Source organism: Mucilaginibacter frigoritolerans (assembly GCF_007830615.1).
GTDB classification, from domain to species: domain Bacteria; phylum Bacteroidota; class Bacteroidia; order Sphingobacteriales; family Sphingobacteriaceae; genus Mucilaginibacter; species Mucilaginibacter frigoritolerans.
In genome coordinates this window covers 164,635-177,939 of record NZ_VLLI01000011.1, presented here as the reverse complement: position 1 = coordinate 177,939, position 13,305 = coordinate 164,635, and the positions used below count along the sequence as shown (strand labels likewise).

At 40.5% G+C, this 13,305-nt stretch carries 14 protein-coding genes; 9 read left to right on the top strand and 5 right to left on the bottom strand.

All coding sequences use genetic code 11. From position 1 onward, the window contains the following. Window positions 1-43: 43 nt before the first annotated feature. From JN11_RS18175 to JN11_RS18155, 5 genes are all read right to left on the bottom strand, one after another. Window positions 44-778, bottom strand: a complete 735-nt coding sequence (locus JN11_RS18175; protein ID WP_144914830.1) for an acyl-CoA desaturase — start codon at window positions 776-778, stop codon at window positions 44-46. A gap of 141 nt (window positions 779-919) precedes the next feature. Then, a complete protein-coding gene (locus JN11_RS18170) occupies window positions 920-1,948 on the bottom strand; it encodes an LLM class flavin-dependent oxidoreductase (RefSeq protein WP_144914828.1) in 1,029 nt (342 codons plus the stop codon). A gap of 343 nt (window positions 1,949-2,291) precedes the next feature. Then, window positions 2,292-2,519, bottom strand: a complete 228-nt coding sequence (locus JN11_RS18165; protein WP_144914827.1) for a hypothetical protein — start codon at window positions 2,517-2,519, stop codon at window positions 2,292-2,294. 61 nt (window positions 2,520-2,580) lie between these two features. Next, the gene (locus JN11_RS18160; RefSeq protein WP_144914825.1) at window positions 2,581-3,042 is read right to left on the bottom strand and encodes a MaoC family dehydratase; all 462 of its coding nucleotides are present in this window, start codon (window positions 3,040-3,042) and stop codon (window positions 2,581-2,583) included. A 131-nt stretch (window positions 3,043-3,173) separates the two neighbouring features. Beyond that, window positions 3,174-5,051 carry a M1 family metallopeptidase gene (locus JN11_RS18155; protein ID WP_144914824.1) on the bottom strand — a complete coding sequence of 626 codons (1,878 nt, stop codon included), beginning with the start codon at window positions 5,049-5,051 and terminating at the stop codon, window positions 3,174-3,176. A gap of 109 nt (window positions 5,052-5,160) precedes the next feature. On the opposite strand from JN11_RS18155, the gene JN11_RS18150 reads away from it, so the two are divergent. The 9 genes from JN11_RS18150 to tsf all read left to right on the top strand — a co-directional run bounded on the left by JN11_RS18150 (window position 5,161) and on the right by tsf (window position 13,294). Continuing rightward, on the top strand, window positions 5,161-6,018 hold the full coding sequence (locus JN11_RS18150) for a class I SAM-dependent methyltransferase (protein WP_144914822.1): 858 nt from the start codon (window positions 5,161-5,163) through the stop codon (window positions 6,016-6,018). Between the two features lie 84 nt (window positions 6,019-6,102). Then, window positions 6,103-6,654 carry a hypothetical protein gene (locus JN11_RS18145; RefSeq protein ID WP_144914821.1) on the top strand — a complete coding sequence of 184 codons (552 nt, stop codon included), beginning with the start codon at window positions 6,103-6,105 and terminating at the stop codon, window positions 6,652-6,654. Between the two features lie 65 nt (window positions 6,655-6,719). Beyond that, window positions 6,720-7,649, top strand: a complete 930-nt coding sequence (locus JN11_RS18140) for a DUF4421 family protein (RefSeq protein ID WP_144914819.1) — start codon at window positions 6,720-6,722, stop codon at window positions 7,647-7,649. Window positions 7,650-7,748: 99 nt separating this feature from the next. Continuing rightward, window positions 7,749-8,999 (top strand): NHL repeat-containing protein, encoded by a 1,251-nt coding sequence (locus JN11_RS18135; protein WP_144914912.1) that lies wholly within the window; start codon window positions 7,749-7,751, stop codon window positions 8,997-8,999. 28 nt (window positions 9,000-9,027) lie between these two features. Further along, window positions 9,028-10,182 (top strand): NHL repeat-containing protein, encoded by a 1,155-nt coding sequence (locus JN11_RS18130; protein ID WP_144914817.1) that lies wholly within the window; start codon window positions 9,028-9,030, stop codon window positions 10,180-10,182. A 363-nt stretch (window positions 10,183-10,545) separates the two neighbouring features. Then, window positions 10,546-10,983, top strand: a complete 438-nt coding sequence (gene rplM, locus JN11_RS18125; protein WP_144914816.1) for a 50S ribosomal protein L13 — start codon at window positions 10,546-10,548, stop codon at window positions 10,981-10,983. 25 nt (window positions 10,984-11,008) lie between these two features. Then, entirely contained in the window at window positions 11,009-11,395 is a 387-nt protein-coding gene (gene rpsI / locus JN11_RS18120; protein WP_144914814.1) for a 30S ribosomal protein S9, read from the top strand. 18 nt (window positions 11,396-11,413) lie between these two features. Continuing rightward, entirely contained in the window at window positions 11,414-12,277 is an 864-nt protein-coding gene (gene rpsB, locus JN11_RS18115) for a 30S ribosomal protein S2 (RefSeq protein WP_144914812.1), read from the top strand. 165 nt (window positions 12,278-12,442) lie between these two features. Further along, entirely contained in the window at window positions 12,443-13,294 is an 852-nt protein-coding gene (gene tsf, locus JN11_RS18110; protein WP_144914811.1) for a translation elongation factor Ts, read from the top strand. The last annotated feature ends 11 nt before the right edge of the window (window positions 13,295-13,305 follow it).

Sequence of the window (13,305 nt, the reverse complement as noted above, 5' to 3'; positions counted from 1 at the left end):
GAAAGTGAAGACATCTTCAAACTTTCAGCTTTATAATAGTATCTTATAAATACGCTTCGCGCAGCTTTATCAGCCGTATAAAGTGCATAAATTTCATCACAGGATAAACCGGATCAAACTCAAACCATTTAGCTGCAAAGTTGGCGTTGTTAGGACGTTTGTGATGATTATTCTGGAATAATTCGCCCAGCATAAAAAAGTCAAACGGAGTAGTGTTTTTTGATTTGTCGTTATTGTCAAAATTAGCATAGCCATATTTATGACCGCACCAGTTTACAATAGCGCCATGTATAGGGCCCATCATAAAATGAATTGGCAATAACAAAAACATCCACCAATGAGTAGCAAAAGCCACATAAAAAGCTACATACAGCAGGCCAAATATTACACGGGAAATAAATGTTGATCCCCAGTAATCCAACAGGCGCCACTCGGGGTAATTGCCTTTAAATTGAGCTTCTGGCTCTTTTAAGCGTTTTTCGTAAAGTTTGTAACTTAAGGCTGTGCGCCACATCATTTGAAATACATCTCTGAAAAAATATGGAGAATGCGGGTCTTTTTCGGTGTCGCTGTACGCATGATGTTCACGGTGCATAATAGCATAGGCACGCGGATTTAAAAATGATGATCCCTGGCAAATAAAAGTTAAGAGGTGAAAAACACGTTCGTTAAACTTATTGGTGCTGAACATTTTATGAGATGCGTATCTGTGCAGATAAAATGTTTGAAAGAACAATGAGAGGAACCAGTGGGCAAGAAAGAAAATTAGAATGATCACTTGGGTAATAATATAAATAGATAATAAACTGCTTATAATCTGCGTCAAAGATACAATTAAAATAATTGGGCAGGTGAAAAACAAAAAAGAGACTATAGTATTTAAACGATAGTCTCTTTGCGATATTGCAGGGCCTAACAATTAGATAGTTACCGGAGCCTGATTTAAAAACTGTTCTGCCAAAAGCTTATAGGAGGTTAACCGGTCGTCAAAATCTTCGGTTATGGTAACACAAATAATTTCATCAACCTTGTAGTCTTCGGCCAGTTTGGTTAGTTTTTGTTTCATTTGTGCAGGTGTTCCGGTAATTACGCGTTTGCGGTTGTGCAATATTCTGCCTTGTTCCGCTTCTGAATAAGCCACGTCTTTAATGTCGTCATAATTAACCGGTGTAAGGCCGCCGCCTTTTTCAAACTGATTAAAACGATAATCCATCAAAGCCTGATGTTGGCGGATTTTCTCTTCATCTTCCGAACAAAAAACAAAAATGGCCACGTTCGCTTTTTCCTCACGCAATTCTTCTGAAGGCTGGAAACGCTCGCGATAGGCGGCAACTGCTTCTGGTCCGCCAAGGGGATTAATAAAGTGAGCAAAAGATAAGCCCATACCAAAGTGAGCCGCAAAAATGCCGCTTTCGCCGCTGGAGCTCAACAGCCACATGGCCGGCACGGTTTGTACCTGCGGGATAGCGCGGATTTTAGCCATAGGCGTACCCGGTTCGCCACGGTCATGAAAAAAGTTATTCAGGTCATAGAGCTGTTCAATAAAATCCTGCTGGCGGAACTGGTTGGATGGATTAAGCATGGAGGCCGTTAGACGATCAGTTCCTGGTGCCCGGCCCATCCCTAAATCAATACGGCCAGGGAACAGAGCTTCCAGCATGCGGAAGTTTTCGGCAACTTTTAGTGCACTGTGGTTGGGCATCATTATCCCGCCCGAGCCTATGCGGATATTTTTGGTTTGTCCGGCCAGATGCGCAATCAGTACTTCGGGAGTGGAGCCGGCCAAACTGCCGGTGTTATGATGTTCAGATACCCAAAAACGGTTATAACCTAGTTGATCGGTATATTTTGCAAGTGCTATAGTTTCTTTAACGGCCTGTTCGGCAGTTACGCCTTTGCGTATTGGTGATTGGTCCAATACGCTGAGGCGGATGTTGTTTGTGTCCATACGATAGTAAAAACACAAAAGTACAGTAAGGGTTGTGGATGGATTGTAAAGTTTTACAAGCGTTATAAAATGGGCTCCTGTCGGTTATCCCAAAAGAACAGAACCGCGATATACGTACTATGAACCTCGTAAAACATAGAAGTTTGTTTTGTGATAAAAGCCTGACGCACATTTGAAGTGTAAGAAGCTTTAAATAAATAGGGTTGTAGGGTTATTGTATTTAAAGTCCTGTTTGCTTGGGATACAAATTTTGCAGCAGAGGAGGTACCCCATTTATGTTCAATCTGAATCAGCGTATTATCAAAAGTTTCCTTAGCTTCATCAGTCCACAAAATCGGTAAACTCATAGATACTTGTCGTACTTTTTCATGACTTCATCATGCGGTGTAAGCAAACCCTCGCTCACTTGTTTTTTTGCCCGGGCAATACCCTTCTTTACATGATCAGGTAACTCATTCCAGAAATCTTTATCCAGATTTTCAAAAACGTCCTTAATCTGTTGAAGAACAGCTTCATCATTGGTGTCAAGCAGACGTTTTACAAGTTCAATTTTTTCGGACTGAATATTCATCTAAACAAATTTACTCTTATATCACCAGGAAAACAAATGAATAGCAGGACTCCAAATTTAGTTAATCTAAAAAGTGGTATAAGAAAACTACCTCGCCGGTATAAGCTGGTTTCTTCTCATTCTCAATCTCCATGGTAACGCCGATGGTGGCTTTGGTAACGCCGCGCAGGTTAACAATATTAACCAGTTTGGCATGCAGGCGTACCCGGCTATTAACCACAACCGCCTGGGCAAAACGGATATTCTCGATACCGTAATTGATCTGCATCTTCAGGTTTTGCACATCAGCTATCTGGTGCCAGAAATAGGGGAGCAGGGATACCGTTAAATATCCATGAGCAATGGTTGCTTTAAACGGGCTCTCGGTTTTAACTCTTTCTTCGTCAGTATGAATCCACTGGTGATCAATAGTAGCTTCGGCAAATTGGTTAATTTGTTGCTGGGTAATGGTGTGCCAGCCGGAAATGCCTATTTCTTTACCTAATAAAGCTTCAAATTCGGTATAATTTCTGATGATAACCATGGGTAACTATGTCTTTGTATAATTAAGGATTGTAAATTTTATGTAAAAGTAACAATGTTAAACAATTTGAATAAAAAAAGACATACGAAGTTTTCAGGCTTAGTACGTCTTTTAAATTTTTATTTTATTTGTTATTTAGCTGTCCAGCTATTGTTGCTCACATCTGCATCCATAAATATGCCGCCATCAATCACTACCGACTTAATGGTTTTATTATTTTTCAGGCCGATAGTAGCTTGTTTTTGATTGGTTTCCCAAATAGCAGGGCTTTGGTGAATGATACCGGTAGTGCCATCGGCATAAGTTAATTTGAGATTAAACGGAACTGCGAAGCCACCTATATTATCAATAACAATTTTGTAACCCATTCCAATTTTAGTTACATTTTGTATACCTAAATCAATATAGTTATTGGTGAAGAACCAGTTATAAAAGAACCAATTGAGGTTTCTGCCCGAGCCGCTGTTGATGGAGTTAAAATAATCCCATGGGATGGGGTGTTTGCCGTTCCAATTATCCATATAACTGTGCAGCGCTTTTTTAAACAGCTCATCACCCAGCAGGTCTTTTAAAGCAAGGTAACTTAATGACGCTTTGCCATAGGCATTGTGTGCATAGCCGCCCTTTAATTCGCTGGTGGGGGTAATAATTGGCAGATCTTCACTTTCTGAAGGATCATTTATCCAGCCTGCTACCCTGAATCTTTTATAGTTTTCTTCGGCCTGTTGTTTGCCCACTTCCTGTTGGTTAATAAAGTATTCAAAAGTGGTTGCCCAGCCTTCGTCCATGTAGCCATAGCGTGTTTCGTTAATGCCCATGTAAAATGGGAAATAAGTATGCGCCATTTCATGGTCTTGAAGTAATTCGGCATCTGCAATATCCGGATCATGCGAATCATTTACCATCATCGGGAACTCCATATCGGCAAAGCCCTGAAAGGCGGTCATTTTAGGGAAAGGGTAGGGTACACCCGGCCAGCTGTGCGAAAACCAGTTTAGGGCAAATGCCCCGAACTTAACCGCCTGGTGAAAATCGGCAGCATTATCATTATAGGCGGCCTGCATACTTGCGCGACGGTGTGTAGCGTCATCAACAATGGTGCTGGCACCATCCCAGTTATAATGGTTGCTTATACCCAGGCATACGTCGCTGATGTTATCGGCCTTCCAGACCCAGGTGTTGCTTGGGTTTTGGGTGGTGATATTATTTTTTGCCACATCGGCCGGGGTAACAATATGGATAACCGAATCGGAGGTCATGGATTTATTTAGCCTGTCGATGTACTCCTGTTGTAAAACCTGTGCAGGGTTTTGAAGCGTGCCGGTAGTCCAAACAATAAAATTTGGGGGTACGGTAACGCTAAGGGTATAATCATTAAAATCGTTATAAAACTCCTGGCGATCGTTAAACTCCAGTTTATCCCAGCCATTATAATCGTCATAAACAGCAACGCGGGGATAAAAATAACCGATGTAGAAAGTGTTGGAATCAATTACCCCTTCGCGACCCGCGCCGGTAGCCAGTTCATAATGCCAGGAAATGCTCAATTTTACAGAATCATGAGGCAATACCGGTGCTGATAAAGGCAGATCCTGGTTGGTGGAGCTGGCTGCAGCGTTATCCCATTGTTTTTGTGTTCCGTTTGCTGCGATGTAGTCAACCTGCATACCGGGGGTGATATAATCCGGCGTAGTGCCCCTGAAACGGGTAGCGCCCGTACGGTGGATATTCATGATGAGCTTAATGTTTAACGTTTTAAGAGTATCAGGACTGTTGTTAAAGTAGGTGATTTGCTCAACACCTTTTATAATACGGCTGGGTGGTGTAACAGTAAGCGATATATTATAACGGCCATGGTTTTGCCAGTAGTTTTTACCGGGTTTGCCATCTGTTGATCGGGTTTGATTTTTATAGGCTTTTTTAACATCGCGGGGGATGTAAAGGCTTTGCGCATTGACCTGCACTAAAAACAGGCACAGCAATGCCGCGATATAAATTGATTTTAACATTTGATTTTTTATGAGAGTGTTAAGCGCTAAAGATAGGAAGAAGAATTAAAATGGAATGAAGGTGGGATTTTGGAGTATTAAGCAGGCGCGATCATCAGCTGTTTCTTAAATGTATAGGAATGACTATCTTACAAAAGATATAGTAGTATTTGTAATGGGAAAAGATGCATTTAAATTCTCGGGTGAGGCGGCTTTAAATTATGATCGCTACCTGGGACCGCTTATGTTTGAACCTTATGCTGTTGACCTCGTATCGCGGATAGGCAACACGGATGTAAAATCTGTACTGGAAATTGCCTGTGGTACCGGCAGGCTAACACGCCATCTTCGCGATCGTTTTGGTACCAACGTTAAACTAACAGCAACTGATTTTAATACTGATATGATGGCCGTTGCTGAAAGTAAAATAAATGATGGCTCTGTAATATTCGGGATAGAGGACGCGCAGCATCTTTCTTTTGCAGATAATACCTTTGATTTGGTAGTTTGCCAGTTTGGGTTGATGTTTTTGCAGGATAAGAAAAAAGGATTAAGCGAAGCGCTACGAGTATTAAAACCCAGCGGTACATTTATTTTTAATACCTGGGACAAAACAGAAAACACGCCTTTGCTTAAACTGATCTTTAATGATATTATTCTACCTTATTTTAAGGATGAGGATACTTCCAGATTCCTGGTGCCATTTTCTCTCTTTGATGATAAGGTGCTAAAAAGCTGGATGGAAGAAACAGGGTTTAACGACGTAGAAGCTAATCGGGTTTTATTAAAAACATCAGCACCATCATCAAAAGAAATCATCAATGGGTTTTTCCTGAAACACTCCCTTGGCGCCGCTGTAATGGCTAAAAATCCGGCTGATTTTGATAAGACTGCCGAAGCAATGGAACAACAAATTATAAAACAATTTGGTGAAGTTAATATAGAACTGGAGTTTGCTGCCCTTTTGTTTTCCGGAAAGAAAGGCTGATACCTGTGGACAGCCCTGTTGACGAATAAATGAAATAAAGCATTATTTTAGCCGTAGATATTTATTAAAAACCCTAACCGTATTATGGACAGAACGCTGAAAGTTTATACCAAAACCGATCATCTTTTTGCAGAGTTTACTTTTCTGTATGAATACAATAATCAGGCTAAAGCAAAATATACTCAATATCGCAGGCTTTATAATGATGACGAGGAAGATGAAAACAAATCCGTATACCCTTTAATGGAAATGGATGCCTATTTAGATTATCGTCAATTTGATTCTATAGACCAAATCAAAGCTTACGATAAAGAAGTAGTAAAAAATCATCTGGGCCGCGATATGACCGATCCTCGCGGATATAATTATGTATACAGCGCTGAGCCGGTGCTACTGCGGTATATTGCGGCCAATCATATTGGTTTTATCGGCATGGTGAATATAATGTTTAGCTTTATTGATAATATCAAAGAAGTGAAGTTTTTATCGGGCATTAATCCGCGCTTTGATGCGGAACTGACATCCAATAGTTTGGAAACAAATATCAATTGTATATTAAAGATACAGGTTTATACTGACAGGGATATTACTACCATACATCCTGGTGATTTAAAAAGGTTGCCGCCGTGGTACTAGGGTGAACTTATTGGCATGATAACAACAAAGGCGAAGCGAAGATTATAAGTTTCTAAAAGAAAAAGATGAAAATCAGACTCTTTGTTTTTTTATTTGGCCTTTTTATGGCGTTTACTTCTTCTGCCCAGTCGGTAGTTGACACCGGTTATGTGGCAACCTACGAACAGAAAATGAGTGTAACCACATTTGTTTTAAATAGTTCCATTCAAGTACGGGAAAACCATAATAATTATATACCTAATTATCCACTGGATGCAGGTGTGGGGTTTTCATTAAAAAACACAGTAATTGATGCAATTTATGCTTTTAGTATTGTACCACTAAAGAGTAAGGCATTTGGAAAAACCGAGGTGATGGATTTTCAGATACATCATTATAGCAGATATTTCCTTTTAGATCTTTTTTGGCAAAATTACAAAGGCTTTTACCTGGGAAGCAAAGACGTAACCTTATATCCGGAGATGGCTGTACAGCAGATTGGTGGCGAGGGAACGTACGTTTTTAATGGCGACAAATTTTCGGCTAAAGCAGCTTTCGATCAAAGTGAAAAACAACTGAAATCTGCTGGTAGCTTTTTGTTGGGCGGAGGGATGTATTTGTATAAAGTAGGAATGGGAAGTAACTTGTTAGTGAACGGTAATCAACAAGCGGATAATTTTCAGTTAGGCGCTAATGCGGGGTATGGCTATTCAAAGGTTATTAATAATCACTGGCTTTTGTCTGGTACGGCAACTGTGGGCGCCAATTTGGGTAATGAACCGGAATTGCTGAAAGATGGAGAAGTGAGAGTTTTTCCGACTGCTTTTGCCCGCGGAGCAGCTGTGTACAATAAAGCCGACTGGGCCGTTTCTTTCTCATTCCTGATTCATACTAAATCGATCAATTCTTTACAAGATAATACTATTAACATCACTACTATAGATATGCAGCTTTCATATGTTAAACATTTTGACCGTTTTTTCAAAAAGCAAAAAGCGCAGGTGAAGGATAATTAGTAAAAACCGGATTGACATACCAACAATGACCCCAACAAACTAATGTACGGGAGAATGATTAACCGGAGGATAAACCAGCTAAAGCATTAGCTGATTTTTATGGTATTTTTTATTTGGTTTTTGGATAAGGCATTTAGTATATTTACTATAGGTTATAATTTAACCAATGGTAAACCTATGAAAGCCGCCTTAAACCAATTTGCAGTAATTACAATAGCAAGCGCTTCATGTATTTGTTTTCTTGCTAACTGTTCAAAAAAACATGATGTTGTTCCGATTCCTGCTGAAACCAATACGGCCATTGTGAGCACGTTTGCGGGTAACAATAAAGCCGGATGGACGAATGGATTAGGTACAGCTGCTTCTTTTTGGGGGCCCACTGGAACGGCGGTTGATCAATCATCAGGCAATATTTATGTTACAGAGCCTAGCCTCAGACAGATAAGAAAGATCACCCCGGATGGACTGGTGAGTTTGTTTGCTGGACAAGTTGTTAATAACATAGCTGATTTTCCTGGCATAGGCTCTTCAATTGATGGCACAGGTACTGCTGCATCTTTTGATGATCCCACTTCAATTACGGTAGATGGGTCAGGGACCATTTACGTTTTAGATGATTTAGATTCTTATTTACGGAAAATAACTCCCGGTGGAGTGGTAACTACAATTGTAGTAAAAGATGCTACCACTAATCTTCCTTTCGATCTCACTTCATGGTTTATAGGTATTATTACGGCAGATGTACAAGGCAATATTTATGCAGCTGTGGAGGAGCAGGCTCCAACGTACACCAAACAGATGATATATAAAATAACGCCTGACGGTTTAGCCAGTTTTATAGCAGGTGATAAACCTGGGTTCAATAATGGGAACGGATCAGCTGCTTCTTTTAATGGGATACTTGGCATGGTTGCAGATGCTTCAGGCAATTTGTATGTTACCGACTATGGTAATCACCAAATAAGGAAGATAAGTTCCAATGGAGAGGTAAGCACATTTGTGGGTAATGTTAATGAAGGTTACAAAGATGGAACAGGAACTGCAGCTTATTTTAATGGGCTAAATGGAATTACCATTGATAATGCCGGCAACTTATATGTAACTGATGAAGGAGCTGACCGGATTAGGAAAATAACCCCGGCAGGTGTAGTAACCACTGTAGCCGGCACAGGCTCTAATGGTTTAACAACTGGCCCCGCAAACAGAGAAATAGGCGTTGGTAATGTAATTAACGGCCCTGGTAGTATGGCAACCTTTTATCAGCCTGAGGGTATTGCGGCAGATGCCAGCGGTAATTTATACATCGCTGATTTTGGTAATGTGCAAATACGGAAGGTCGCTTTCAAATAAGAAATGAACATAATTTAACCTAAAGCAAATGAAAACTTCCTTAAAGCAATTGATTGTTGCAGTAGTAGCAAGCTCTTTTTGTGTTTGTTTTCTTACTAACTGTTCAAAAAAACATGATAATCCAGTGCCATCGCAAACTATCACAGCCGTTGTAAGCACTTTTGCGGGTAATGGCACACAGGGATGGGCAACTGGATCTGGCAGCATTGCTTCATTTTGGAACCCGGCAGGGATAGTTTTTGATGCCACATCAGGCAATCTGTTTGTTAGCGACTTTGGCCTAAGGCAGGTTAGGAAAATTACTCCGGATGGATCAGTAAGTATTTTTGCCGGGATTATAATTAATAGTAATAATGACATTTATAGAGGGGGCGCTCTGGTTGATGGTACCGGCACCTCTGCCGCTTTTGATAGTCCAACTTCAATTGCGATTGATGGATCAGGAAATAGTTATGTTTTGGACGGTAACCGCTATCTGCGAAAAATAACTCCGGGAGGAGTTGTTAGTACTATAATGGTAACGGTTGTTAATAGCAGTACCCCCATTGATTATAATAACTGGCAGATACGGGACATTACAGCAGATGCCTCAGGCAATGTTTATGCCGATGCTATCCTGGTGGCTCCAACTGATATAATAGATGCGCAAGAGCTTATATATAAAATAACAGCTGATGGGTCGGCGAGTTTTATTGCCGGCGGTAAAATAGGTTTTAGTAATGGTAATGGAGCCGCAGCTCTTTTTAATGGCGTAGTTGGTATGGTTGCAGATGCTTCAGGTAACCTATATGTAACTGATTATGGCAATCGTGAAATTAGAAAAATAACCCCTAATGGTGATGTAACTACATTTGCCGGAAATATTAATGCAGGCTATCCGGGAGGAACAGAATATACCGACGGACAAGGTACAGCGGCTTCTTTTAATCAGCCATACGGTATTACCATAGATAAAAAGGGGAACCTTTTTGTAACCGATGTAGTGGAAGAGCGGGTGCGAAAAATAACCTCCACAGGCCTGGTTACAACTATTGCCGGCACAGGAGCTTATAGCTTAATCAACGGGCCGGGAAACCAGGCAACCTTTAACGACCCAATAGGTATTGCGGTAGATAGCAATGACAACCTGTACGTGCTTGATTATAATAATTACGTAATACGTAAGATTGTTATAAGTAATTGACGGTGATAGCCCAACAAGGGCGAAATCTGTTATTATGTAAAACACTTGCGTTAGTGATAGCAGTGGATACCGGCGCGCGCCCAAAGCCTGCAGGCGTATGAACGGATAGCACGGCCCTCAGTTCTATCGCGGTGGGAACGTCCTTATTTTTAGTTGAGCGTTTTATTATTTTAAATAAACAAAACCACAATTTAATCTGCTCAATTCACCCCATTCACCCTATTCAGCTATGCCCGCATAATCAATTGAACTACAGGAATCAAAAAAGCTAAAAACCATTTGACAGTTAAATAAATAACTGTATCTTTGCAGTCCCGAAAATGCGGGGTATAGTAAACGTTTAATTAAATTAATTTAAAGCAAGTGAATACGTTAAGTTACAAAACTGTCTCAGCCAACAAAAAAACCGTCAACAAACAATGGGTTGTTATTGACGCACAGGGCGAGATTTTGGGGCGCTTGTCTACGAAGATCGCAATGATCATCCGTGGAAAAACCAAGCCTGATTTTACCCCAAACGTAGACTGCGGCGATAACGTGATCGTTATTAATGCAGACAAGGTAAAACTGACCGGAAACAAATTCAGCGACAAACGCTATGTTTCTTACACTGGTTATCCAGGTGGTCAGCGTTTCATTTCTCCTAAGGAGTTAATGGCAAAGCATCCAACCCGCGTAATTGAAAAAGCGGTACGTGGTATGTTACCTAAAAGTCGTTTGGGCAAAGCATTGTTTGGCAATTTGCATGTATATGCAGGCGCTGAGCATCCTCATGCAGCACAAAACCCTACAACCATTTAACTTTCAAATTTAAAGGAGAAAAGAAATGCCAACAACTAACACTTCGGGCAGAAGAAAAACAGCAGTTGCACGCATCTATTTAACAGATGGCAACGGAGCAATTATCGTAAACGGTAAAGATTACAAAGAATACTTCCCTACCTTACCATTACAGTACATCGTTACTCAATCAACTGAGGTTTCTGGTTCAACCGGAAAATTTGATGTTAAAGTAAATGTTGCAGGTGGTGGTGTAAAAGGACAGGCTGAGGCCGTTCGTTTAGCTATCGCGAAAGCAATTGTTGAACTCGATGCTGAAAAGAAACCAGCTCTGCGCGCTAAAGGTATCATGACACGTGACGACCGTATGGTTGAGCGTAAAAAACCAGGACGCAAGAAAGCACGTAAGAGATTCCAATTCAGTAAACGTTAATCAAAGGAGGACAACAAAATGGCAAGAACAACATATCAGGACTTACTGGATGCAGGTGTACACTTTGGTCACCTTACCCGCAAATGGGATCCGAAAATGTCACAATACATTTTCATGGAGCGTAACGGTATCCACATTATCGATTTAAATAAAACCTTAACTAAGGTTGAAGAAGCTGCTGCAGCTATAAAACAAATTGTAAAATCAGGTCGTAAAGTATTATTCGTAGCTACAAAGAAACAAGCGAAAGATATTGTTGCTGATTATGCAAAAACAGTAAACATGCCTTTCATCACCGAAAGATGGTTAGGTGGTATGTTAACCAACTTTGCTACTGTTCGTAAGTCAATCAAAAAGATGTCAAACATCGATAAATTGACTAAAGACGGTACTTACAGCAACCTTTCTAAAAAAGAAAGACTGATGATTCAGCGTGAGCGTATCAAATTAGAAACTTTATTAGGTGGTATTTCGGATCTTAACCGTTTACCGGCTGCATTGTTCCTGATTGACGTTAAAAAAGAACACATCGCTGTATCAGAAGCATTAAAGTTGAACATCCCTACATTTGCTATGGTTGATACCAACTCTGATCCTTCAAACATCGATTTCCCTATCCCTGCAAATGATGATGCTACCAAATCAATTTCATTGATTACCGGTATTATTATCCAGGCTATAGTTGAAGGTTTGGACGAACGCAAACGTGAGAAAGAAGACGAAGCTGAAAAAGAAGCAGCAGTGGCTAAAGCGAAAGCTGACGCTCCTGAAGTAACTGACCGTTCAGCAAACGAAGGTGGCAAAAGAAACCGTAAAGTAGCTGTTGAGGCTGACGCTGCGGTTGAAGATACTACCCCAACTGCCGAAAGCACAGAAGAGTAATAAATAGTATGGTAAGGGTTGTGTGTTGCATGCTATAGTTTTATAACATCAATATACAACCCTTAACTATAATATAACAATAAACGGTTGTGAGTTGTAGCCGGGCCATTTAATTTTGCTTTGGTTTACAAAACGTAACTTTCATCCATAAAAAAATAAAAAACAATGTCTACAGTACAAATATCTGCAGCCGACGTAAACAAACTGCGCCAGCAAACTGGTGCCGGTATGATGGATTGCAAAAAAGCATTAACCGAAACTAATGGTGACTTTGAAGCAGCCATAGATTTTTTAAGAAAAAAAGGTGCTAAAGTAGCAGCAAGCCGCCAGGACAGAGAATCAAACGAAGGTGTGGTTATTGCTCGTGCAAGCGCTGATGGCAAACGTGGTGTAATTATTGAATTAAACTGCGAAACTGACTTTGTGGCTAAAAACGCTGAGTTTGTTGCTTTTGCTAACCAGATTGCTAACGAAGCGGTTGAGAAAAACCCTGCTTCATTAGAAGCATTAAACGAATTAACCCTTGACGTTGATGCTACTACTGCTAAAATTGGTGATTTGATCATCGACAAAACAGGTAAAATCGGCGAAAAAATTGGTGTTTCTAAATATGTATCTGTTGAAGGCGAGAAAGTTATTGCTTACATCCACGGTAACTTCCGTTTAGGTGTATTGGTAGCTTTAAACTCAAACCCTGCTGGTGCTGATGAAGCGGGTAAAGACGTAGCAATGCAAATTGCTGCTATGAGCCCGATTGCAATTGATAAAGACGGTGTTGACGCTACTACTATTGAGCGCGAACTGGAGATTGCTAAAGATGTGATCCGTGCAGAAGGTAAACCAGAAGAAATGGTTGAAAAAATTGCTGCCGGTAAATTGAATAAATTTTACAAAGACAGCACCCTGTTAAATCAGGAGTTTGTTAAGGACTCATCTAAGAACGTTGCACAGTTCCTTGAATCTGTTGAAAAAGGCTTAACCGTTACCGCCTTTAAGCGGGTGGCTTTAGGAGCTTAAATATTTAATCC